The sequence below is a fragment of the Paucidesulfovibrio longus DSM 6739 genome, assembly GCF_000420485.1.
Taxonomy (GTDB): Bacteria; Desulfobacterota; Desulfovibrionia; order Desulfovibrionales; family Desulfovibrionaceae; genus Paucidesulfovibrio; species Paucidesulfovibrio longus.
Genome location: NZ_ATVA01000014.1, coordinates 40,911 through 62,494 on the forward strand (window position 1 = coordinate 40,911; position 21,584 = coordinate 62,494).

Here is a 21,584-nt window from a genome sequence, read left to right on the forward strand (position 1 = left end):
GCTGACCAGGTCGCCTGGACAGCCCTAGAGAATCACGTCGAGAAAGCGGGCGGGCGCGCCGTCCAGGCCGCGCATGCCGTGGGGGGTCTGGGAGTCGAAATACAGGCTGTCGCCGGGTTCCAGCACCTCCACCTTGTCGCCGAGGCGGATTTCCAGCCGTCCCTCGAGCATGTAGATGAATTCCTGGCCGGAGTGGCGCGTGTAGCTGATCTCGCTTTCGGACTTGGCCGGAACGCGGATCTCGAAGGGCTCCATCTTGCGGCCCTTGAAGCGGTAGGCGAGGTTCTTGTAGTCGTAGTCCTTGCGGCGGTCCACGCTCAGGCCCTTGCCCGCGCGCACCACGCTGTGCGAGATCAGGTGCGATTCCGAACCCGCGATGAGCGTGTTCAGCTCCACGCCCGTGGACTTGGATACCTCCATGAGGTAGCCCACCGGGATTTCGGTTTGGCCAGCTTCGTATCGCCGCACCGCGGCCGCGTCCACGCCGACGCGCGCCGCGAATTCCTCCACGCTCTCGCCGAGCGCGTCGCGCAGGCCCGCGAGCCTGGGCGCGATTTCCTTGTACGCCTGTTCCATCTGTCCTCCTCGCGCGGGTCGTCCGCGCAGCGCAGCGGGACGGTGCGTCCCATGCGGCCCAAAATGGACGCGCCCGGCAGCCAGCGGGCCGCCGGGCGCTCGCCCTGATCTATTTCATTGCTTCCGGGAAGAGCTCGGCTCCCATGTCGCGCAGCTTGTATTTCTGGATCTTGCCGCTGGCCGTCATGGGATACTCGTCCACGAAAGCGATGTATTTCGGTATCTTGTAGCGCGAGATTTTGCCTCGGCAATAGTCGCGCACGTCTTCGGGGTTCATCTCGACCCCCTGCTTGAGGATGATGAACGCGCCGATCTCCTCGCCGTACTTGCGGCTGGGCACGCCCGCCACCTGCACGTCCTGGATGCCCTCCATGGTGTAGAGGAATTCCTCGATCTCGCGCGGGTAGACGTTTTCGCCGCCCCGGATGATCATGTCCTTGAGCCGGCCGGTGATGGCCAGGTAGCCGTCCTCGTCAAAGGTGCCCAGGTCGCCGGAGTGGAGCCAGCCGTCCTTGTCGATGGCCTTTTCCGTGGCTTCGGGGTTGTTGTAGTAGCCCTTCATCACGAGGTAGCCCCGGCAGCAGACCTCGCCCTGCACGCCCACGCCGCAGTGCTCGCCCGTTTCCGGGTCGATGACGGCCACCTCCACCTCGGGCATGGGCCGGCCCACCGTCTCGGTCATCTTTTCGATGGGGTCGCCGATGCGGGTCTGGGTCATCACCGGGCTGGACTCGGTGAGCCCGTAGCAGATGGTGATGTCCTTCATGTTCATGCTTTCCATGACCCGGCGCATGACCGGCACGGGGCAGGGCGAGCCCGCCATGATGCCGGTGCGCAAGCTGGAGTAGTCGAAGCGCTTGAAGCTGCGGTGTTCCAGCACGGCGATGTACATGGTCGGCACGCCGTAGAGCGCGGTGCAGCGCTCCGAATCCACGCTGGCCATGACCAGCAGCGGGTCGAAGCCCTCCAGGATGACCATGGTGGCGCCGTGGGTCACGCTGGCGAGCACGCCGAGCACGCAGCCGAAGCAGTGGAACAGGGGCACGGGCAGGCAGACCCGGTCCTTCTCGGTGAACCGCTGGTTCTCGCCGATCCAGAAGCCGTTGTTGCCGATGTTGTAGTGCGTGAGCTGCACGCCCTTGGGAAAGCCCGTGGTCCCGGAGGTGTACTGCATGTTGACCACGTCGTGCGGGTCCAGCTCGTCCTGGCGCGCCTTGTACTGCTCGTCCGAGACCATCACGGACATGGCTTCCAGCTCGGGCATGGAGTACATGCCGCGATGCTTTTCCTGCCCGAGGAAGAGCACCCGCTTGAGGTGCGGGTAGCGCTCGCTCTTCAGGCGGCCGCGTTCCATGGTCTTCAGTTCGGGCACCAGCTCGTAGGCCGTGCCCACGTAGTCCACGTCGCGGAAGCCGTCGATGAGGATCAGGTTTTCGGCGTCGGACTGCTTGAGGAGGTAGTCCAGCTCGTGGTTGCGGTAGTAGGTGTTGACCGTGAGCAGGACCGCGCCGATCTTGGCCGTGGCGAACTGGAAGGCCACCCAGTAGGGCACGTTGGTGGCCCAGATGGCCACTTTTTCGCCCTTCTTGACGCCCAGGCCCATGAGGCCCTTGGCCAGGGTGTCCACCTTTTCGGCGAATTCGCGGTAGGTCAGCCGGAAGTCGCGGTCCACATAGACCACGGCCTCGTTGTCGGGCCACTTTGCGACGGTCTCGTCCAGGATCTGGCCGAGGGTTCGTTCTCTCAGATTGCTCATGCCGCGCTCCTATTCCGGGAAGTACAGCACGGCGTAGATTTTCGCGGGCTCGTCTCCGGCCGCGCCCACGTGGTGGGGCACGATGGAGTTGAAATAGGCCGAGTCCCCCTCTTCGAGCACGGTGGTTTCCTGGCCGTAGCGGATCGCCACCTTGCCGGAAATGACCACGATGAATTCTTCGCCCTCGTGGGAGGAGAGGCTGGCGTCTTCGGCGGATTCGGGTAGGATTTCAATGTAGAACGGTTCCATGTGGCGGTCGGACTTGCCCCGGCCCAGGGAGTGGAAGCGCAGGGCGGGCTCGTCCTTGCCCGTGTGGTGCATGGTCAGCTCCTCGCGGCGCTGGCTCTGGCGGACGACGAGAGGGTCGCGGGAGACCTGGTCGTCCATGAAGGTTCCGAGCCGGACGCCCAGGGCGCGGGCGATCTTCACCAGGGGCTGGAGAGAGGGGTAGAGGTCGTCGTCCTCGATGGCCTTGATGAACGTGATGTCCAGGCCGGTCCGTTCCGCGAGGTCCGCGGGGCTCAGTTCCGCCTTTTCGCGAAACGTGCGGATGCGAGCCCCAACTTTACCGTTTTCCATGAAATCCTCCTATGACGTGTTCTTGGTCCGGCCCTCCGCCGAGAGGGGACGGAGCCTTACGTGCGCGACTACCAGAAAGCAGGCCGATTGTCACATAAAAGAGCAGGGTACCCGGTGGGTTGTCTGTTATCGCTGTTCACGCGCCCCGATTCCTTAATACGATCCGGTTGCGTTGTGCAATGCCCGAAGGTAGTATCCCCCGGCAAATCGTATTCGAGACGGTCGGCTGTCCACGGGCGGAACCACGCGCGCGCAACCTCGCGAGACCCGGAGATTTTTATGCCTCAGGAAACCGAAACCGAACAGCTGCGGACGCTCTCTGCGGAGCGGTCCGACCCGGAGCAGGCCCAAGACGGCGAAGCGCAGCTCGTCGTGGACGACGGCTTCGCCACGGCTCCCGCGCCCCGCAAGAAAAGCGACCGCGCCATCCGGGGGCTTTTTTCCACCCAGACCGTGGAAAACGTGGGCACGGGCACGACCCTGCGCCGGGCCATCAGCAAGACCTACTGGTTCGCCGAGGAAAACGACGCCGGCCAGATCCTGGTCCAGCCCATCAACGCGGCCTTCGTGCCCTCCGGACCCAAGGTCGAGGTGCAGCGCGAGAGCTTTCTGCGCGACTACAACCCGGAGCCGGAGTACTACCAGCAAAAGGTCTACCCCAAGCTGCGCGAGCTGGAGGAAACCATCGACCGCGCGGAAAAGGCCCGCGAGAACGGCCGCGCCTACAGCGCGGAGTTCGAATTCGGCAAGGCCCTGGATATCGACGTGGACAACGTCCGGGCCAACTTCGGCCTGGGCCTGACCTACATGGACCGGGGCGACACCGCGCGCGCGGACGACATCTTCCAGCGCATCGTGCACCTGGAGGCCGCCTTCAGCGAGGAGCACAAGCACCTCTTCAACGACTTCGGGATCAATCTGCGCAAGAGCGGACTGCTCGACCAGGCCGTGGAGTATTATTCCAGGGCGCTGGCCATGGCTCCCGCCGACGAGAACCTGCACTACAACATCGCCCGCGCCTTTTTCGAAAAGGGCGACGCCGCCAAGTGCCTGGAACACCTCGAAACCTGCCTGGGCATGAACGCCTGCCACCACGAGGCGCAGGAATTCGCGGAATACGTGCGCAAGCTCGCCCGCCGCATCCAGGAGGAAGGCGAGGCCGGACCGTCCGCCGGGAAGCGGAATTCCGGAACGTCCCCGTCCGGCCCCAAGGGCAAGATCGTGCTTCTCGAAGGCGAACTCTGATATTTTATTTTTCTTCCCGTGCCCGCCGAGACCGCCCGGCAATGCCGCCCCGGCCCGCAGGCCGCGCCCCTGCGAGGGCCGGGCAGGACGCAAAGCCCCATTTCCCTTTTCCCGCCGCCCCGGCCCCGCCCTTGCCATGACAGCGGCGGGTGGTTATACGCGAACCGTCATGCCAAAGGATCTCATCATCGTCGAGTCTCCCGCCAAGGTGAAGACCATCAGCAAGTTTCTCGGGAAGGATTTTCTCGTGGAAGCCTCCGTCGGCCACGTCCGCGACCTGCCCACCAAGGAGCTGGGAGTGGACGAGGAAAACGGATTCGCTCCGCGATACCAGGTCATCGACGGCAAGGAGGAGGTGGTCAAGCGCCTCCAGAAAGCCGCGAAAAAGGCCGAGCGCGTCTACCTCGCCCCTGACCCGGACCGCGAGGGCGAGGCCATTGCCTGGCACGTGGCCGAATTGATCCGCAAGCAGAATTCCAACGTCAGCCGCATCCAGTTCAACGAAATCACCTCCCGCGCCGTGAAGGAAGCCCTGGAGCACCCCAAGGAGCTCGACGGCAACCTCTTCGATTCCCAGCAGGCGCGGCGCATCCTGGATCGGCTCGTGGGCTACAAGATTTCCCCGATCCTCTGGAAGAACGTCAAGCGCGGCATTTCCGCCGGGCGGGTCCAGTCCGTGGCCCTGAAGATCATCGTGGAGCGCGAAAAGGCCCGCCGGGCCTTTGTCCCCGAAGAATACTGGCTCTTCAAGGCCGTGTTCGCCGGGGAGAATCCCCCGCCCTTCGCCTCGGAGCTGTGGAAGGTCGGCGGCAAGGCCGTGAAGACCCACCCCGTAGGCAACGCGGACGAGGCCGGAAAGCTCGCCGCGGAGCTGGAAAAGGCCCCGTTCCTGGTGGAAAGCGTCGAGGAGAAGGAGCGCAAGAAGAAGGCCATGCCGCCCTTCATCACCTCCACCCTGCAACAGGACGCCAACCGCCGCCTGGGCTTTTCCGCCCGCCGGACCATGACCGTGGCCCAGCGGCTCTACGAGGGCGTGGAGCTCGGCGACAAGGGCGTGACCGCGCTGATCACCTACATGCGTACCGACTCGGTGCGCATCGCCAAGGACGCGCGCGACCAGGCCAAGGAGCTGATCCTCTCGCGCTGGGGCAAGGAATATTACCCCTCCAAGCCCAACGCCTACAAATCCAAGGGCTCGGCCCAGGACGCGCACGAAGCCATCCGCCCGGTCGATGCCGCTATCGACCCCGAATCCGTGCGCCCCTTCCTGCCCGACGAGCAATACAAGCTCTACTCGCTGATCTGGCAGCGCTTCATGGCCTCGCAGATGGCCCCCGCCGTGTTCAAGGACACGGTGGTCACGGTCAAGGCCGCGCGCACGCTCTGGCGCTCCAGGGGCGAGCGGCTGCTCTTTCCGGGCTTTCTCCAGGCCATGGGCCGGACCACGGACGAGCAGGCCGTGGAGATGCCCAAGCTGACCGTCGGCGAACAGCTCACGGTCCAGGACATGAGCAAGGAACAGAAGTTCACCCAGCCGCCCGCCCGCTACTCGGAAGCCTCCCTCGTCAAGGAGCTGGAGGAGAACGGCATCGGACGCCCCTCCACCTACGCGAGCATCATTTCCACCCTGCGCGACCGCGACTACGTGCGCATGGAGGACAAGCGCTTCGCCCCCACGGAGCTGGGCTTCATGGTCAGCGACCAGCTTTCCGAACATTTCCGCGAGCTCATGGACGTGGAATTCACCGCCAACATGGAAAACCAGCTGGACGACGTGGCCGAGGGCAAGTCCAACTGGACGGAGCTGCTCAACCAGTTCGCGGGCGGGTTTTACCCCACGCTGGAAAAGGCCCGCACGGGCATGGCCAAGGCGGTCATGGACACGGGCATCAAGTGCGAGAACTGCGGCAAGCCCATGGTCGTCAAGTTCGGCCGCACGGGCGAGTTCCTGGGCTGCTCCGGGTATCCGGACTGCAAGACCATCAAGAACTTCACCCGCGACGAGCAGGGCGGCATCCAGGTGGTCGAATCCGGCCAGGACGAGGACACGGGCGTGACCTGCGAGAAGTGCGGACAGCCCATGGTCGTCAAGAACAGCCGCCGGGGCGAATTTCTCGGCTGCTCCGGATATCCGGACTGCCGCAACATCCTCAACTTCAAGCGCGACGACGACGGCCGCATCGTGCCCATCGCCCAGGAAGAGCCCGAAGTGGTGGGCAAGTGCCCGGACTGCGGCCACGACCTCGTGGTCAAGCGGGCGCGCACGGGCAGCCGCTTCATCGCCTGTTCCAACTATCCGAAATGCAAGCATACCGCGCCCTTTTCCACGGGCGTGCCCTGCCCCAAGGAAGGCTGCGACGGCGAGCTCGTGGAGCGCTCCTCCCGTGGCGGCAAGATCTTCTTCTCCTGCTCCAACTACCCCAAGTGCGATTACGCGCTCTGGAATTATCCCGTGCCTGGGCCTTGTCCCGAATGCGGACACCCGGTACTGGTACAGAAGCGCACCAAGGCAAAGGGCGACCACGTGGCCTGTCCGCAGAAGGGTTGCGGCTATTCGCTCATGGACGACGAGTCCTGATCCCCTTTCTCCGGGACCGGCGGATGGCTGCGGACGGCGCTCCACGGGGATGCGCCCCCGGCGTGTTTCGCGTCTGGTCTTCTCCGGCCGTTTCCGCTGCGCCCGCACCTTTTTTCGCGCTTTTCCATGGCCGCCGGAGAGGCTGCGCCCGCTGCTTTTCGGCGGCCTTCGGTAAGGCAATTAAAATGTATTTTCAGAAGGATATAAAATTGAAAACGTATCGATATTCGGCGTCGCCCCGCTGCGGCGCCCGCTCCGGGAGGACGCGATGACCCAGGAACACAAGTTCGGCATGGTGGCGTTGATCGGGCCGCCCAACGCGGGCAAGTCCACCCTGATGAACGCCTTTCTCGGGCAGAAGCTGGCCATCGTCACGCCGAAGCCCCAGACCACGCGCAACCGCATCAGCGGCATCCTCTCCCGCGACGACGCCCAGATCGTGTTTCTGGACACGCCGGGCATCCACCGCCTGCGCGGACGCATGAACCGTTTCCTGCTCGACTCCGCCTGGAGCGCGCTGGGCTCCTGCGACGTGGTCGTGGCCCTGTTCGACGCCGCGCTCTATTCGGGAAAGCCGCACCTCTTTGAGAAGGAGGTCGAGCCCATGATCGAGCCGCTGCGCGGCTGCCATCTGCCCGTGATCGTGGCCCTGAACAAGGTGGACCGCGTCAAGGACAAGGCCCAGCTCCTGCCGTTGATGCAGCGCATCAGCGAGACGTTCCCGGAATTCGAGCTGCTGCCCCTTTCCGCCGTAACGGGCGAGGGCCGGGACAAGCTGCTGGACAAGCTGCTGGGCATTCTGCCCGAAGGCCCGGCCATGTTCCCGGAAGACCAGATTTCCACGGTGCCCATGCGCTTTCTGGCCTCGGAGATCATCCGCGAAAAGCTGTTCATGTCCCTGCGCGAGGAGCTGCCGTACTCCACGGCCGTGGAGATCGAGCTTTTCGACGAAACCGGGGCGACCATCCACATCGCTGCGGCCATCTATGCCTCGCGCAAGAACCACAAGGGCATGATCATCGGCAAGGGCGGCCAGAACCTCAAGCTCATCGGCCAGCAGGCCCGCGAGGAGCTGGAGGAGATGCTGGAACGCAAGGTCATGCTGGAGCTGTGGGTCAAGGTCAAGGAGGACTGGACCGAGCATCCGGGCTTCCTGCGCTCCATCGGCCTCGGCGAGTGAGGGCGAGACGTTCATAAACCTTTGCCGCGACATGCCGATAGAGTGTATGTTCGCGTGGGACCATGCTCAATGACCACTGATCGGGAACGAATTCTGGCGGACAATCTCGCCGCCGTGCGCGAGGACATCGCGGCGGCGGCAAGGGCCGCGGGCCGCGACCCCGCGGACGTGCGGCTGGTGGCGGTCTCCAAGCACCATCCCGCCGAGGACGTGGCCGCGCTGCACCGCGCGGGCCAGCGCGTCTTCGGCGAGAACTACGTGCAGGAGGCCTGCGCCAAGCAGGACGCCCTGGCGGACCTCGACCTGGAATGGCATTTCATCGGCGGGCTGCAAAGCAACAAGGCCAAATTCGTGGCCGGACGCTTTGCGGTTGTGCACAGCGTTGACTCCATCAAGCTGGCTCGCGTATTGCACAAGAAAGCCGGAGAGTTGAACACGGTACAGCGGGCCATGCTTCAGGTGAATCTCTGTTGTGAGGACCAGAAGTGCGGAATTCTTGAAGAAGATGTGGACGCACTGCTTGAGGAGGCCCTTGCGCTGGATCACCTGCGCATCGTCGGATTGATGACGATGCCGTGGTTCTGCGACCAGCCGGAGCGGGTACGCCCTGTTTTTTCCCGGCTTCGCGAACTGCGCGACGGGCTGGAACGGCGATTCGGGGTCCGGCTGCCCGAGCTTTCCATGGGCATGACCGGCGACTTCGTGCAGGCCGTGCTGGAGGGCGCGACCCTGGTTCGCATCGGCACGCGGATTTTCGGCCCCAGGCTCTGAACAAACGGACTTCAACGGGCGGGAACTATGGATCTGGCAACCGTAATCGGCATCGTCCTTTCCTTCGGTCTGGTCGTATCAGCCATTCTGACCGGGTCCAGCCTGGTGATCTTCATTTCCGTCCCGTCCTTCCTCATCGTCATCGGCGGGACCATCGGCGCCTGTCTGGTCAACTACCCCACGAACTACATGCTCGGCGTCATCGGGGTCATGAAGAACACGTTCTTCCACTCCATCCAGGCGCCCGGCGAAGTCATCGCCCAATTCCTCGACTTCTCCAACCGCGCCCGCCGCGAGGGCATCCTCTCGCTGGAGCCGGTGATCAAGGAAATCGACGACGATTATCTGCGCAAGGGGCTTCAGCTCACCGTGGACGGCCTGGAGCCGCAGACGATCCAGGAAATCCTCGAAACGGAGATTTCCTACCTCGAACAGCGCCACGACGCGGGCGCGGAGCTGCTCGGCGTCATGGGCGCGCTGGCCCCGGCCATGGGCATGATCGGCACGGTCATCGGCCTTGTCCAGATGCTCCAGACCATGTCCGACCCGTCCACCATCGGCCCGGCCATGGCCGTGGCCCTGCTGACAACCCTCTACGGCGCGGTGCTTTCCAACCTCGTCTTCAACCCCATGGCGGGCAAGCTCAAGGTTCGCCACAAGCAGGAACAGCTGATCCGCGAGATGATCCTGGAGGGCATCCTCTCCATCTCCAAGGGCGAAAACCCCCGCATCATCGAGGAAAAGCTCAACAGCTACATTTCCCCCAAGGACCGCAGGCAGGGCGACTAGCCCTCTGCACGCCAGGAAGGGAGCATGGGCAGACGCAAGAGAAAGATCACCTGCGAGGAGATGCCTCCCTGGATGATCACGTTCTCGGACGTGATGACGCTCATGCTGACCTTTTTCGTGCTCCTGGTCTCCATGTCCAAGATCGACGAGCGCCGCAAGCTCGTGGTGCTCGGTTCCATCGTGGGCGCGTTCGGGCTCGACACCAGCTACGACGTCATGACCCTCAAAGACACCAAGCGGACCGTGGATCCCGGCGTCATCGAGAACGAGGAAGACCTGGCCGCGCTCAAGCCCATGCTCTGGGAGGACGTGGAAAAGGATCTCGACTTCCAGTCCGACCGCTTCGTGCAGATTCTCTCCATCAACGCGGAGCTGCTCTTCGCTCCGGGGCAAACCGCCCTGAGCGCCAAGGGCACCGAACTGCTCGACCGCATGCTGCCCGTGCTGCTCGAGCTCAAGTATCCGCTGCTCATCGCCGGACACACCGGAAGCCTGCGCGACGAACTGGGCACGGACTATCGCAGCGGCGACGCGGACATCGTGCCCGACCTTTCCTGGCGCATCTCCATCAATCGCGCCCTGGCCGTCTATTCCTACCTGCTGGGCCAGGGCATGAATCCGGACATGCTGCGCATGGAGAGCTTCGGCCGCTTCCGCCCGCTCTACAATACCAACGATCCCGAGGAGAGGGCCAGGAACCGCCGGGTCGATCTCGTGCTGGACAAGCGCAATGCCCCGGACAGCGCAAGCGCCGTGGACCGGACGGTTCAGGAGATGAACCCCAAGGTCCGCAAGGATACCTATGACGTAAACGGCTTCGAATTCCGGCTCACGGACCCCGAAGCCCCGCCCGCGCCCGAAGGCACCCCCCCCGAGGGAGGGACTGCGCCATGAAGCGCGAAAAGCGGACCGTTTGCGCGCCTCTGGCCCTCTGGCTGGTCACGTTCTCGGACCTGGTTACGCTGCTGCTGACCTTTTTCGTGCTCCTGCTGACCATGTCTTCCATGGACCAGAGCTTCATCACCCGCGTCACGGTCATGCCGCTGGACCTCGGCGTCATGGACTCCAAGGGCGCGGGCCGCATTTCCATCGCGCTCCAGGAGGTGCTGGAGCTCATCGACGAGCCGTGGGAAGTGCTGGACAAGGTCGAGCGCATCAAGGATCTGCTCTATCCGGACGAGAACCTGCCGAACGACGTGTCCCGCTCCACGCTGAACGAGAATCTCAAGGTGCTGGCGCGCGACGACGGCGTGGCCCTGGTGCTTACGGACAAGCTCCTGTTCCCGCGCGGCGGGTACGAGCTGGACGACACGGCCCGCGAAATCTTGGACCAGGTCACGCCGCTGCTCGGCTACGCCAACGAGCCCGTGTTCATCTCGGCCCATACCGACGACGCTGAAGCGCCGCGCGAGCAGCTTTTCGAGCTTTCGGCCAAGCGCGTCGAGTCCGTGCTCGCGTATTTCATCGAATCCGGGCTCAGGAACGAACAGTTCTCCATCGCCGCCTACGGCGACACCAAGCCCATGTATCCCAACGATTCCGGCGAACACCGCGCCGCGAACCGCCGCATCGAGATCCTCATCCGCACGAACCGGGCCATAGGAAGCTATTCCTGATAGGCCTGGATAATCCCCGCCGTTCGTTGTAAACTCCCCGCTGACGGATCAACGAAAGAACCTGCGAGGTGTGCCTTGGCCGAAGAAGCCGCTCTGGATCAGCCGAAAAAAAAGAAAGGCCTGCTCAAATGGATCATCATCCTGGTGCTCATCCTGGGCATCGCGGCTGCGGCCTTTTTCTTCAAGGACACGATCATGGAGATGATCGGCATGGGCGGCAACGCCACGGAGGAGTCCCAGCCCGCTGACCAGTCCAAGGCGCCGGCTCCGGGATTCAAGGGCGAGATGTCCGCGGTCGAGCCTTTCGTGGCCAACCTCAACGACCCTCTGGGCAAGCGCTACATCAAGCTCGGCCTGGAAGTGGAGCTGATCGACAAGGAAGCCGTGGTCGAGTTCGAGGCCGCGCAGATCAAGGTCAAGAACATGCTCCTCATCCTGCTCGGCAGCAAGAAGCCGCAGGAGATGCTCGGTCCCAAGAACCAGATCCAGCTCCAGCAGGAAATCGTGGACCGCATCAATCAGCTCATCGGAGAGGGCAAGGTGCTGCAAGTTTATTTCACCGTCTACATCCTCCAGTAACCGCGAGCGAGTATGGATGTGCACGGTCTTTGCATAGTGACGACATGGCCCCTGCCGTCGCGGTCTGGGCGTCAATATTTCGTCACGCGCAAACCACGAGGTTTATGACATGTGCCCGGATGATCAGGATAAGTTGGCCCAGGAATGGGAAGAGGCCCTGCGGGACAGCGGCGACGAGGAGACTTCCCTTGATGCGGGCGGCTCCGACGACCAGAGCCAGGGCGGGGACGACGCGCTGGCCAACGAATGGGCCGCGGCCCTCGCCGAATCCGAGGAAATCGGGCTGAAGAAGGAAAAGGAGCAGGAATACCTCTCCACCCAGATGAAGGACGCGGAGTTCCGCGACATGACCGCCCAGGCCAAGGGCCCCAAGCCCGAAGGTTCCCGGCGCGACCTGGACTTCATCCTGGACATTCCGCTGGAGGTTTCCGCGGAGCTTGGCCGCACCAAGCTGCTCATCAACGAGCTGCTCCAGCTCGGCCAGGGGTCCGTCGTGGAGCTGAACAAGCTCGCGGGCGAACCGCTGGAAATCTATGTCAACGGCAAGCTCGTTGCGCGCGGCGAAGCCGTGGTCATCAACGAGAAATTCGGCATCCGGCTGACGGACATCATCAGCCCCATCGAACGGGTAAAACAACTTGCCTGACGCCACATTGCAGGTCATCGCGGCCAATGCCACGCAGGCCGCGGAACAGGCTTCCCAGGCCACTTCGGCCCTGGCCGAAAGCGCAGCCCTGAACGCCACCAGCCTCGCGCCTCCGGCCTCGGCCGCGTCTTCCGGCGTGGGGCAGGCCCTTGGAGCGACGAGTCACGCGGCCGCACCCGCCGCCAATGCGACCGGCTCCCTCCCGGGCATGAGCCCGCCGCTTCTGGACCCCTCTGCGGCGCACACCGGCGCGCTGGGCACGGTGGATCCTTCCACGACCGGGTCCATGATCGACGCGAGCCACTCCCTGCTCGGCACCACCCTGGTCACGGCGGCCTATCTCTGCCTGATCCTGGGCGTGATTTTTCTTGCGGTCTGGCTGCTGCGGCGGTACGGCCCGGCATCCGTCTCCCGGACCAAGGGACCGGACAACCCCCGGCTCATCGGGCGGCTCATGCTCGGACCCAAGCAGAGCGTCTGCGTCGTGCGCGTGCACGAGCGCAACCTGATACTCGGCGTCACCGAGCAACGCATCAACCTGCTGGCCGAGACAGACACCCCGGCCGGGCGCTGTTACGAGGACGAGGACGAAGATGACTTCACCCGTTTCGCGGAAGAGCTGGCCGAGAAGCGCAAAGACGCTGCTGACGGCGCTTAGCCTTCTGACCGCCGGCCTCTTGCTGGCCTTTCCAGCCGCCGCGCAAACCATACCGACCCTGACCATGGAGCTTGCCGCGGGTCAGGCCGAGCCGGAAAAGGTCTCCGTCCTGCTGGAGATTCTCTTCCTGCTCACGGTGTTGTCCATGGCTCCGGCCATCGTGCTGACCATGACGTCCTTCACGCGGATCATCATCGTCTTCCACTTCCTGCGCCAGGCCATGGGCACGCAGCAGATGCCCCCGAACCAGATTCTCGCCAGTCTGGCCATCTTCATGACCGTCGTGATCATGATGCCCGTGGGCAAGGCCATCAACGACACCGCGCTCCAGCCGTATCTCAACGAGGAGATCGGCTTTGACGAGGCGCTGGAAAAGGCCCAGATTCCCGCGCGCGAATTTCTCTTCAAGCACACGCGGGAAAAGGATCTTTCCATTTTCTACTCCATCACGAAGATGGAGCGGCCCCAGAACAAGGACGAGGTGCCCACCATGATGCTGGTGGCCGCCTTCACCATCAGCGAGCTGAAGACGGGCTTCACCATCGGCTTCTTGATCTACATCCCGTTCCTGATCCTGGACATGGTCGTGGCCTCGATCCTGCTTTCCATGGGCATGATGATGCTGCCGCCGGCCATGATTTCACTGCCGTTCAAGATCCTTCTGTTCATTCTCGTGGACGGCTGGAGCCTGCTTGTTGGCTCCCTTGTGAACACCTTCGGCTGACGTCGCCCCATAACCAGAGGAGAGCTGCGTCATGACGCCTGAATTCATCGTCGGATTCGCCAGACAGGCCATCGAGGTCACCCTGGTCATTTCGCTGCCCATGCTCGGCATCGGGATGATCGTGGGCATTCTCGTCAGCGTCATTCAGGCCGCGACGCAGATTCAGGAAATGACCCTGACCATGGTGCCCAAGATCGTGGCCATCTTCCTGGCCCTGATCATTTCCTTTCCCTGGATCATGGACAAGATGGTCACGTACACCCGAGACATCTTTCTGAACCTGCCGAACTACATCCGCTGAATCGTCGCCCTGATCGCTATCATTTATAGGCAGATATGAAATCGGCACCGGACGATATCCGGTGCCGATCTCTTTTATTTCGAGGCGGCCTGGAGCGCGAAGAGCGTCATCAGCGCGGACCCGGCCGAAGAGACGTTCAGGGAATCGAACTTCCTGGCAAAGGGGATGTGCAGGGTTCTGCCGCAGGCCTTGGCCACGCCCGGGCGCACGCCTTTTTCCTCGTTGCCGAGCACCAGCGCGGCGGGCAGATGCAGGCGCACCTTGGGGTCGAAGACGTTTTCAGACGTTTCGGATTCTCCTGCGCAATACGTCATCCAGCCGCGCTCCGCGAATTGGTCCACGGCCCGGGCCACGTTGACCACCTTGGCCACGGGCAGCATGTTCAGGGCTCCGGCGCTGGCCTTGATTGCGCCCGCGCCGATGTACGCGCCCTCGTGCTGCGGCACCACGATGCCCGCGCCGCCCAGGGCGTAGAGCGTGCGCGCCAGCGCGCCCACGTTGCCCGTGTCCTGGACCCTGTCGAGGATGAGCACCAGGGGCAGAGGGGCGTCCAGGCCGTTGTCCAGCAGGGTTTCCATTTCCGCGTATTCCAGCCCGGCGACCTGGGCCACGACGCCCTGGTGCGCACCCCGGAAGAGCCTGTCCAGGCTGGCGGAGTCCACGAACTTATAGCGAACCCCCGCCTGCGCGCAAAGGTCCACGATGGCTCCGATCTTGGCGTCCACCCGTCCCTTGCGCAGGTTGACGTAGTCCACCCGGCCGGGCGCGGTCTTGAGCAGTTCGGCCACGGGCTTTCTTCCGGCCACGAAGTTTTTGTCGCCCTTGCCGTTCTCCTGTCTGGAATCCTGATTCCGGTTCTGGTCCCGATCCGAACCCGGTTCCCGGTCTTTTTTCATGCCGCTGCCGGCTTTGGATTCTGGCATTTTTTCTCCATTCAATAATTCCGGTATGTTGGCTGCTTTCCATTTTTCACGATCCATTCTACCCTGCTCCCGCATCTTGTCCAGGGATGCGCACAACCCTTAGAAAATGTCTAGATTTGTCTTGTCACCAAGCATAAAATATGCTTCAGAGCTAGGAACGGCAACACTTCGCGGAGGTCTCCTTGTCTTATTTGGCTGCCAGATGCTTTGCCTGGGCCATGTGGATCGTGGTCATCGTCACGGTTCTGGTTTCATGCGCCCAGAAGAACCCTTCCCCGGTGGTCGACACCGTCAAGGATCCGTCCTCGCTGATCATGACCGAGGACGCGGAACCCCTTGATCCAGAACTCAGCGCCGAACCCACCGACGGCGGCGAGCTGACTTCCAGCGAACGTTCCATCTTTTACTCCCGCAACGGCATCTTCTTCGATCTCGATCTTCACAACACGAAGGAAGTCGAGCATTTCTTCACGTATTTCACGCACCGGGCGCGGGGAACCTTTGAAAAATGGCTCAAGCGCGCCGAGCAGCATCTGCCCATGGTGCGCCAGGTCTTCACCAAATACGGCATCCCGCAGGATCTCGTGCTCCTGCCCTTCGCCGAGAGCGGCTACAACGTCAAGGCTTATTCCTGGGCCGGCGCGGGCGGGCTCTGGCAGTTCATGCCCTACACGGGCCGCAAGTACGGGCTGCGGGTGGACTGGTGGATCGACGAACGGCGCGACCCGTACCTGGCCACGGACGCGGCTGCCCGCTACCTCAAGGATCTCTACGACCTCTTCGGCGACTGGCACCTGGCCCTCGCGGCCTACAACGCGGGCGAAGGCAAGATCAAGCGGGCCATCGACGCGCTCGACGTTTCCAATTTCTTCGAACTGGCCGCCAACAACAATCGCCTGTCCTACAAGGCGCGCCTGCGTCGCGAAACCCTGCAATACGTTCCCAAGTTCATCGCCATTTCCAAGATCTTCCAGAACCTCGAGGCGCTCGGATTCGAATCCGTGAGCTGGGCCGAGGCTCCCGAACTGGATCACGTCGAGGTTCCCGGCGGCACGGACCTGCTCGCCCTGGCCAAGGCCGGCGGCATGAGCTGGAGCGATTTCCATGCCCTGAACCCTGCGTACCGCCGCCAGGTCAGCCCGCCCAAGGGCGTGACCACCGCGCACCTTCCCAGCGACAAGGCTCCGGCCATGATCGCCTACCTCAAGGACGCGCCCACCCGGCCCTACGCGGGATATCAGGCTTACCGCGTCCGCAACGGCGACTCCTGGTGGGCCATCTCCCGCCGTTTCGGCGTGCCCATCTCCATCCTGAAGAAGGTCAACAACCGCAACTCCAACACGCTGCATCCCGGCCAGATGATCATGGTTCCCGGAGCGGGATCGGCCGACGCCGTGGCCGCGGCCTCGGACAAGGACACGGACCGCACGAGCAGCCGGACCAAGACCCGCAAGGTCGCGCAGTCGCGCAGCAACTACGTGATCCAGCCCGGCGACACTCTCTGGGACATCTCCAAGCGCTACAACGTCAGCGTGCGCACGCTCCAGCAGGCCAACGGACTGACCCAGCGCAGCACCCTCAAGTCGGGCCAGCGTCTCTACATCCCCGACGCCACGGGCAGCACCCAGCGCGCGTCCAAGGGACAGGCCGAGACCATGCACGCCGAACTGGTGCGCTACAAGGTCCGCCGAGGCGACACGCTTTCCGCCATTGCCCGCAAGTTCGGGGTCAGCATCGACCAGATCCGCTCCTGGAACAAGCTGGGCAGCAAGAGCACGATCTACGCGAACCAGGTTCTCAAGGTCTACGTGCAGTAACGGACCATTCCACTGCCACAATGAAAAAGCCGACGGCCCTCGCCGTCGGCTTTTTTCGTCTCCGGAACGGCTCAGCCCTGGTTGAGCCGCGCCAGGAGCACCTCCCTGGCCGCGTCCGCGTCCAGGTCCAGCCCGGTCCAGAGCTTGAACTGCTTCAGTCCCTGATGCAGGAACATTTCCAGGCCGGAAATCGTGGTGCAGCCGCTTTGCTCGGCCAGGAGCAGGAGCTTCGTCTTCAAGGGATTGTAAACCAGATCGAAGACCACGGTTTCCGACGGCAGGGAGCGCATGGGCCAGGGATTCTCGTTCTCAAGGGAACCGGACATGCCCAGCGGGGTGGAGTTGACCAGCACGTCGGGCGGATTCTTGTACCGCTCCTGCCAATCCACGGCTTCGACGCCGAATTCCAGGGCGAGCTTGTCCGCCTTGTCCCGGTTCCGGTTGGAAACCCCGACCCAATCCAGGCCCAGTTCGTTCAGCGCCGCCACAGCGGCCCTGGCCGCGCCCCCCGCGCCGAGCACAAGCCCCGTCCGCAGGGTTCGTCCCAGTTCCTGAAGCGGGATCAGGCAGCCCGTGACGTCCGTGTTCGTGCCCTTGAGCAGCCCGCGATCCCAGAGCAGGGTGTTCACGGCTCCCACGGCCCGCGCCTTGGTGGAAACCCTGTCCAGCAGCGGCATGACCGCCTGCTTGTGGGGAATGGTCACGCTGACGCCCTGGATGCCCTCTGCGCGCACGCGCGCGATAAAGGCGGGGAGAGCTTCGTGCGGCGTGTCCCAGGCGTCGTAGCGGGCTTCCAGGCCATGCTGCGCATAGCCCCAATTGTGCAGGACGGGGCTGAGGCTGTGGCCGAGCGGGTGGCCGATGATTCCGTACTGATCCATTTTCTCTCTCCCTGGTCTGAAATCGCGAAGCTGACTTTGCATACCTGAGTCCCGTACGGGAATCCAGCGCGCTCAACGCCGCGCGGCGCATCGTAACAATCCGGCACCTGGACGAATCCACGTAAAAAGGGCCGGAACGCTTGCACGTCCCGGCCCTTGTCATTCGGTTGTTATGCTTCAGCTTACGTGGGCCGCGCCCGCCTCGATGGCCTGCGCGTTCATGGGGATCAGCTTGGCGTAGTGCGGGGAGATCACGTTTTCCAGGCTGTCGATGGCGGCCTGGACCGAAATCAGGCCCGTGGCCTGGAGGTACGCGCCGATGGCGACCATGTTGGCCATGCGGGTGTTGCCGATCTTGTCCGCGATCTCGTTGGCCGGGACGAGCACGGTCTTGACGCGCCCTTCTTCGACGAGGTCCGCGTCCACGAGCGAGGAGTTGATGATCTGCACGCCGCCGTCCTGGAGCCGCGACTGGAACTTGTCCAGGGAAGGGCGGTTCATGACGATCAGGCTTTTGGGCCGATGGATGATGGGCGAGCCGATGTCCTCGCTGGAGAGGACCACCGTGCAGTTGGCCGTGCCGCCGCGCATTTCCGGGCCGTAGACCGGGATGTAGGTGACGTTCAGGCCCTGGTTCATGCCCGCATAGGCCAGGAGGTTGCCGATGAGCATGACGCCCTGGCCGCCGAATCCGGCGATGATCGCGTCGAGATATTTGGCCATCAGCAGGCGCCTCCTTCCTCGGTCACGTCCTTGTACACGCCCAGCGGGAAGTAGGGGATCATTTCCTCGCCGATGCGTTCGTTGGCCTTCACCGGAGTCATTTTCCAGTTCGTGGGGCAGGCCGAGAGCAGCTCCACGAATCCGAAGCCGAGGTTGTTCGTCTGGCATTCGAAGGCCTTGCGCAGATACTTCTTGGCCGTGCGGATGTTCTTCACGCTGTCCAGGGAGCCGCGCGCGGCAAAGGCCACGCCGCCCAGCTGGGAGATGATCTCGGTCATCTTGATGGGCATGCCTTCCTTGTCGCGGCAGCGTCCGCCGGGGCAGGTGGTGGTCTTCTGGCCCACGAGGGTGGTCGGGGCCATCTGGCCGCCGGTCATGCCGTAAACCGTGTTGTTCACGAAGACAACGGCGATGCGCTCGCCGCGGTTGGCGGCGTGCATGATCTCGGCCATGCCGATGGAAGCGAGGTCGCCGTCGCCCTGGTAGGTGAAGACGAAGCAGTCGTTGCGGGCGCGCTTGGCGCCCGTGGCCACGGCGGGCGCGCGTCCGTGCGGGGCTTCCACGGCGTCCACGTCGAGGTAGTTGTAGAGGAACACGGAGCAGCCGATGGAGCCGATGAGCAGGGCTTTTTCGCGCAGGTTCATCTCGTCCAGAAGCTCGCCCACGAGCCGATGGGCTACGCCGTGGTGGCAGCCGGGGCAGTAGTGCGTGGCGCGGTCCACCACGGATTCCGGTCTTTCGAAGACCAGTTTTTCATTCATGTCGGTCATTTATTTCCCCTCCAGGCTCTTGAGGATGGGTTCCTCGAATTCGTCCGGGGTGGGCAGGTTGCCGGGGTAGATGGCGAAGAAATCCGAATCCGCCACGGTGCGGATGGAAAGCCTGACGTCGTCCACCATCTGGCCGAGGTTGTGCTCGACGGTGAGAAAGCGTTTGCCCGCCTTGGCCATTTCCAGCAGCGGCGCCGCCGGGAAAGGATAGAGCGTGATGGGCCGGAACAGTCCGACCTTGTGTCCGGCCTTGCGCAGCTTGCGGACCGCGCTCTTGGCGATGCGGCCGATGGAGCCGTAGGCGCAGACGATCAGGTCGGCGTCGTCCGTCTCGAAAGCTTCGTACTCGATCTCGCCCTGCATCTTTTCATACTTGGCCTGGAGGTACTGGTTTTGCCCGGCCAGGGCGCCTTCCTCCAGGAACAGGGACTTGATCAGCCTCTTTTCGCGGCCTCCGGTGCCTTGCAGACGCCATTCCGCGCCTTCCTCGTCGCCGGGAAGCTCCGGCTGCCAGGGCACGATGGGCTCCTTCATCTGGCCGAGAATGGCGTCGCCCAGGATCATGACCGGGTTGCGGTACTTGAAGGCCATGTCAAAGGCCTTGATGGTCAGGTCGTAGGCCTCCTGGCCCGTGGCCGGGGCGTAGACGAGTAGGCGGTAGTCGCCGTGTCCGCCGCCGCGCGTGGACTGGTAGTAGTCGCCCTGGGCCGGGCCGATGTCGCCGAGTCCCGGGCCGCCGCGGTTCATGTTCACGACCACGGCGGGAATGCCGCTGCCGGCCATGTAGGAAATGGCCTCCTGCTTCAGCGAGATGCCGGGCGAGGAGGAGGAGGTCATGGAGCGCACGCCCGTGGCGCCCGCGCCGAGCAGCATGTTGGCCGCGGCCACCTCGGACTCGGCCTGGACGAACTCGCCGCCCGCGTCCACGATGGCCTTGGACATGAATTCGGGAATGTCGTTCTGCGGGGTGATGGGGTAGCCGAAGAAGCATTTGCAGCCCGCGGCCAGCGCGCCGCGCGCCACTGCCTCGTTCCCCTTGATGAAAATCTTGTCCGCCATCAGTCCTCCCCCTTCTTGGCTTTCGGGGTCTTGTACACGCGGATGGCCAGGTCCGGGCAAATCAGCGCGCAGGATGTGCAGCCCGTGCACTTGTCCTTATCTTCGTCCGGCACTTCGGCGACCTTGTACCCGTTCTGGTTGAACCGCTCGGACTGCACGATGATCTGCACGGGGCAGACCGTGGTGCAGAGCAGGCAACCTTTGCAACGGTCTTCCAATACTTCGATTCGGGACATCTTGCCCTCCTGTTGCAGCTTCAAGAAATGAGCATGGCGTCACCGTACGAAAAGAAGCGAAATCCGTTACGGAGAGCCTCGCTGTAGGCATCGAGGGTGGTTACTCTTCCAGCTAGGGCTGAAACCATAATAAGAAGAGATGACTCTGGCAAATGGAAATTCGTCAGCAGTTTATCCACCACCTGGAATTCGTATCCGGGTTTGATGAAGATGTCCGTCATGCCCTTGTAGGGCCCTATTTCGCCCAGGGCGCGGTGCATGCCCTCCAGGCTCCGGGCGCTCGTGGTCCCCACGGCCACCACGGGACGGCCCTCGGCCTTGGCCAGGCGTACGGCTTCGGCTGTTTCACGTGGAACTTCGATGTATTCCTCGTGCATGACGTGCTCGCGGATGTCTTCGGCCCGCACCGGGCTGAAGGTGCCGTAGCCCACGTAGAGCGTGACCTCGGCCCAGCGGCAGCCTTTCGCCAGCAGGGCCTCGCGCACCTGCGGGGTGAAGTGGAGCCCGGCTGTGGGCGCGGCGACGCTCCCGGCCTTGTCCTCGCGGGCGTAGACCGTCTGGTAGCGGCTCACGTCCTCGTCCCCGGCCTGGCGGTGGATATAGGGCGGCAGCGGCATGCGACCTTCGGATTCGACGATTTCCTTGATGCTTCCGCGCCAGAAGAGCGCCACACGGCAGCGGCCGAATTCGGCCCGCTCCAGCACCCGCAGGGAAAGGCGCGGTCCGAGCTGGACGGCTTCGCCCGGTTTCGGAGCCTTGGACGCGCGCAAAAGGCCCCAGGCCTCGGCGGTTTTCAGTCCCGAAGCGTCCTCGATGAAGTCGAGCAGGGGCAGGGGGGTCAGCAGCAGGAATTCGACCTTGCCCCCGGTGGGCTTCTGGCCGAAGAGGCGCGCTGGCACCACCTTGGAATTGTTTGCCACGAGCAGGGCGCCCGGCGGCAGCAGCGCGGGAAGGTCCGCGAACATTCCGAGGCTGGTGCGCCCGGCCGCGCGGTCGAGATGCAGCAGCCTGGAGTCCTGGCGGCGGGCGGCAGGAGTCTGGGCGATGCGGTCTTCCGGCAGTTCGTACGTGTAGCTTTTCAGTTCGTTGTCTGGGTGCATTGTTCCTCTCTGGCGGCGCGCCATCCTAGTTTGCCGGGCACGACTTTGCAAGCCGCGGCTTTCCGGACAGCTTCTTT

Annotated in this window: 23 protein-coding genes; 13 read left to right on the forward strand and 10 right to left on the reverse strand. The window is 63.5% G+C overall.

Annotated elements, in window-relative coordinates; all coding sequences use genetic code 11:
- Nucleotides 1-24: 24 nt before the first annotated feature.
- The 3 genes from G452_RS0109310 to G452_RS0109320 all read right to left on the reverse strand — a co-directional run bounded on the left by G452_RS0109310 (nt 25) and on the right by G452_RS0109320 (nt 2,911).
- Nucleotides 25-576, reverse strand: coding sequence for a helix-turn-helix domain-containing protein (locus G452_RS0109310; protein WP_022661988.1), 552 nt, complete (start codon nt 574-576; stop codon nt 25-27).
- Nucleotides 577-685: 109 nt separating this feature from the next.
- Entirely contained in the window at nt 686-2,332 is a 1,647-nt protein-coding gene (locus tag G452_RS0109315; protein ID WP_022661989.1) for an AMP-binding protein, read from the reverse strand.
- A gap of 9 nt (nt 2,333-2,341) precedes the next feature.
- Nucleotides 2,342-2,911: a helix-turn-helix domain-containing protein gene (locus G452_RS0109320; RefSeq protein WP_022661990.1), complete on the reverse strand. Its 570-nt coding sequence runs from the start codon at nt 2,909-2,911 to the stop codon at nt 2,342-2,344.
- A gap of 279 nt (nt 2,912-3,190) precedes the next feature.
- Here G452_RS0109320 and G452_RS18775 point away from each other — a divergent pair, with 279 nt between their 5' ends.
- The 12 genes from G452_RS18775 to fliQ all read left to right on the forward strand — a co-directional run bounded on the left by G452_RS18775 (nt 3,191) and on the right by fliQ (nt 13,998).
- Nucleotides 3,191-4,156, forward strand: a complete 966-nt coding sequence (locus tag G452_RS18775) for a tetratricopeptide repeat protein (protein ID WP_022661991.1) — start codon at nt 3,191-3,193, stop codon at nt 4,154-4,156.
- Between the two features lie 169 nt (nt 4,157-4,325).
- The gene (topA, locus tag G452_RS0109330; RefSeq protein WP_022661992.1) at nt 4,326-6,734 is read left to right on the forward strand and encodes a type I DNA topoisomerase; all 2,409 of its coding nucleotides are present in this window, start codon (nt 4,326-4,328) and stop codon (nt 6,732-6,734) included.
- A gap of 268 nt (nt 6,735-7,002) precedes the next feature.
- Nucleotides 7,003-7,914, forward strand: a complete 912-nt coding sequence (gene era / locus G452_RS0109335) for a GTPase Era (protein ID WP_022661993.1) — start codon at nt 7,003-7,005, stop codon at nt 7,912-7,914.
- Nucleotides 7,915-7,983: 69 nt separating this feature from the next.
- Complete coding sequence (locus G452_RS0109340) at nt 7,984-8,685, forward strand: YggS family pyridoxal phosphate-dependent enzyme (RefSeq protein WP_022661994.1); 702 nt, start codon at nt 7,984-7,986, stop codon at nt 8,683-8,685.
- Nucleotides 8,686-8,712: 27 nt separating this feature from the next.
- Nucleotides 8,713-9,474, forward strand: a complete 762-nt coding sequence (locus G452_RS0109345) for a motility protein A (protein WP_022661995.1) — start codon at nt 8,713-8,715, stop codon at nt 9,472-9,474.
- 24 nt (nt 9,475-9,498) lie between these two features.
- The gene (locus G452_RS0109350; protein ID WP_022661996.1) at nt 9,499-10,368 is read left to right on the forward strand and encodes an OmpA/MotB family protein; all 870 of its coding nucleotides are present in this window, start codon (nt 9,499-9,501) and stop codon (nt 10,366-10,368) included.
- Entirely contained in the window at nt 10,365-11,090 is a 726-nt protein-coding gene (locus G452_RS0109355) for an OmpA/MotB family protein (protein ID WP_022661997.1), read from the forward strand. Before G452_RS0109350 ends, G452_RS0109355 begins: the two co-directional genes overlap by 4 nt.
- A gap of 75 nt (nt 11,091-11,165) precedes the next feature.
- On the forward strand, nt 11,166-11,669 hold the full coding sequence (locus G452_RS0109360; protein ID WP_022661998.1) for a flagellar basal body-associated FliL family protein: 504 nt from the start codon (nt 11,166-11,168) through the stop codon (nt 11,667-11,669).
- A gap of 109 nt (nt 11,670-11,778) precedes the next feature.
- Nucleotides 11,779-12,315: a flagellar motor switch protein FliN gene (gene fliN, locus G452_RS0109365; RefSeq protein WP_022661999.1), complete on the forward strand. Its 537-nt coding sequence runs from the start codon at nt 11,779-11,781 to the stop codon at nt 12,313-12,315.
- Entirely contained in the window at nt 12,308-12,973 is a 666-nt protein-coding gene (gene fliO, locus G452_RS21465; RefSeq protein ID WP_155887627.1) for a flagellar biosynthetic protein FliO, read from the forward strand. The genes fliN and fliO overlap by 8 nt, the downstream gene beginning before the upstream one ends.
- Nucleotides 12,909-13,697, forward strand: a complete 789-nt coding sequence (gene fliP / locus G452_RS0109375; protein ID WP_051142029.1) for a flagellar type III secretion system pore protein FliP — start codon at nt 12,909-12,911, stop codon at nt 13,695-13,697. Before fliO ends, fliP begins: the two co-directional genes overlap by 65 nt.
- 31 nt (nt 13,698-13,728) lie before the next feature.
- Nucleotides 13,729-13,998 (forward strand): flagellar biosynthesis protein FliQ, encoded by a 270-nt coding sequence (gene fliQ / locus G452_RS0109380; RefSeq protein WP_022662002.1) that lies wholly within the window; start codon nt 13,729-13,731, stop codon nt 13,996-13,998.
- Between the two features lie 74 nt (nt 13,999-14,072).
- Here the strand turns inward: fliQ and G452_RS18785 are convergent, their stop codons facing one another.
- Entirely contained in the window at nt 14,073-14,921 is an 849-nt protein-coding gene (locus tag G452_RS18785; RefSeq protein WP_022662003.1) for a TrmH family RNA methyltransferase, read from the reverse strand.
- Nucleotides 14,922-15,103: 182 nt separating this feature from the next.
- On the opposite strand from G452_RS18785, the gene G452_RS0109390 reads away from it, so the two are divergent.
- Nucleotides 15,104-16,738, forward strand: coding sequence for a LysM peptidoglycan-binding domain-containing protein (locus tag G452_RS0109390; protein WP_235619609.1), 1,635 nt, complete (start codon nt 15,104-15,106; stop codon nt 16,736-16,738).
- A 71-nt stretch (nt 16,739-16,809) separates the two neighbouring features.
- Here the strand turns inward: G452_RS0109390 and aroE are convergent, their stop codons facing one another.
- The 6 genes from aroE to queA form a co-directional block, all read right to left on the reverse strand.
- A complete protein-coding gene (aroE, locus tag G452_RS0109395) occupies nt 16,810-17,619 on the reverse strand; it encodes a shikimate dehydrogenase (protein ID WP_022662005.1) in 810 nt (269 codons plus the stop codon).
- Between the two features lie 177 nt (nt 17,620-17,796).
- A complete protein-coding gene (locus tag G452_RS0109400; protein WP_022662006.1) occupies nt 17,797-18,342 on the reverse strand; it encodes a 2-oxoacid:acceptor oxidoreductase family protein in 546 nt (181 codons plus the stop codon).
- The gene (locus G452_RS0109405; protein ID WP_022662007.1) at nt 18,342-19,112 is read right to left on the reverse strand and encodes a thiamine pyrophosphate-dependent enzyme; all 771 of its coding nucleotides are present in this window, start codon (nt 19,110-19,112) and stop codon (nt 18,342-18,344) included. The genes G452_RS0109400 and G452_RS0109405 overlap by 1 nt, the downstream gene beginning before the upstream one ends.
- The gene (locus G452_RS0109410) at nt 19,113-20,171 is read right to left on the reverse strand and encodes a 3-methyl-2-oxobutanoate dehydrogenase subunit VorB (protein ID WP_022662008.1); all 1,059 of its coding nucleotides are present in this window, start codon (nt 20,169-20,171) and stop codon (nt 19,113-19,115) included.
- On the reverse strand, nt 20,171-20,407 hold the full coding sequence (locus G452_RS0109415; protein WP_022662009.1) for a 4Fe-4S binding protein: 237 nt from the start codon (nt 20,405-20,407) through the stop codon (nt 20,171-20,173). The genes G452_RS0109410 and G452_RS0109415 overlap by 1 nt, the downstream gene beginning before the upstream one ends.
- 20 nt (nt 20,408-20,427) lie before the next feature.
- Nucleotides 20,428-21,507: a tRNA preQ1(34) S-adenosylmethionine ribosyltransferase-isomerase QueA gene (queA, locus tag G452_RS0109420; RefSeq protein WP_022662010.1), complete on the reverse strand. Its 1,080-nt coding sequence runs from the start codon at nt 21,505-21,507 to the stop codon at nt 20,428-20,430.
- Nucleotides 21,508-21,584 lie beyond the last annotated feature (77 nt).

What these genes read in the sequence shown, in the direction of transcription:
- G452_RS0109310 (WP_022661988.1), bottom strand. Translation starts at nt 576, where the DNA reads ATGGAACAGGCGTACAAGGAAATCGCGCCCAGGCTCGCGGGCCTGCGC.
- G452_RS0109315 (WP_022661989.1), bottom strand. Translation starts at nt 2,332, where the DNA reads ATGAGCAATCTGAGAGAACGAACCCTCGGCCAGATCCTGGACGAGACC.
- G452_RS0109320 (WP_022661990.1), bottom strand. Translation starts at nt 2,911, where the DNA reads ATGGAAAACGGTAAAGTTGGGGCTCGCATCCGCACGTTTCGCGAAAAG.
- G452_RS18775 (WP_022661991.1), top strand. Translation starts at nt 3,191, where the DNA reads ATGCCTCAGGAAACCGAAACCGAACAGCTGCGGACGCTCTCTGCGGAG.
- topA (WP_022661992.1), top strand. Translation starts at nt 4,326, where the DNA reads ATGCCAAAGGATCTCATCATCGTCGAGTCTCCCGCCAAGGTGAAGACC.
- era (WP_022661993.1), top strand. Translation starts at nt 7,003, where the DNA reads ATGACCCAGGAACACAAGTTCGGCATGGTGGCGTTGATCGGGCCGCCC.
- G452_RS0109340 (WP_022661994.1), top strand. Translation starts at nt 7,984, where the DNA reads ATGACCACTGATCGGGAACGAATTCTGGCGGACAATCTCGCCGCCGTG.
- G452_RS0109345 (WP_022661995.1), top strand. Translation starts at nt 8,713, where the DNA reads ATGGATCTGGCAACCGTAATCGGCATCGTCCTTTCCTTCGGTCTGGTC.
- G452_RS0109350 (WP_022661996.1), top strand. Translation starts at nt 9,499, where the DNA reads ATGGGCAGACGCAAGAGAAAGATCACCTGCGAGGAGATGCCTCCCTGG.
- G452_RS0109355 (WP_022661997.1), top strand. Translation starts at nt 10,365, where the DNA reads ATGAAGCGCGAAAAGCGGACCGTTTGCGCGCCTCTGGCCCTCTGGCTG.
- fliN (WP_022661999.1), top strand. Translation starts at nt 11,779, where the DNA reads ATGTGCCCGGATGATCAGGATAAGTTGGCCCAGGAATGGGAAGAGGCC.
- fliP (WP_051142029.1), top strand. Translation starts at nt 12,909, where the DNA reads ATGACTTCACCCGTTTCGCGGAAGAGCTGGCCGAGAAGCGCAAAGACG.
- fliQ (WP_022662002.1), top strand. Translation starts at nt 13,729, where the DNA reads ATGACGCCTGAATTCATCGTCGGATTCGCCAGACAGGCCATCGAGGTC.
- G452_RS18785 (WP_022662003.1), bottom strand. Translation starts at nt 14,921, where the DNA reads ATGCCAGAATCCAAAGCCGGCAGCGGCATGAAAAAAGACCGGGAACCG.
- aroE (WP_022662005.1), bottom strand. Translation starts at nt 17,619, where the DNA reads ATGGATCAGTACGGAATCATCGGCCACCCGCTCGGCCACAGCCTCAGC.
- G452_RS0109400 (WP_022662006.1), bottom strand. Translation starts at nt 18,342, where the DNA reads ATGGCCAAATATCTCGACGCGATCATCGCCGGATTCGGCGGCCAGGGC.
- G452_RS0109405 (WP_022662007.1), bottom strand. Translation starts at nt 19,112, where the DNA reads ATGACCGACATGAATGAAAAACTGGTCTTCGAAAGACCGGAATCCGTG.
- G452_RS0109410 (WP_022662008.1), bottom strand. Translation starts at nt 20,171, where the DNA reads ATGGCGGACAAGATTTTCATCAAGGGGAACGAGGCAGTGGCGCGCGGC.
- G452_RS0109415 (WP_022662009.1), bottom strand. Translation starts at nt 20,407, where the DNA reads ATGTCCCGAATCGAAGTATTGGAAGACCGTTGCAAAGGTTGCCTGCTC.
- queA (WP_022662010.1), bottom strand. Translation starts at nt 21,507, where the DNA reads ATGCACCCAGACAACGAACTGAAAAGCTACACGTACGAACTGCCGGAA.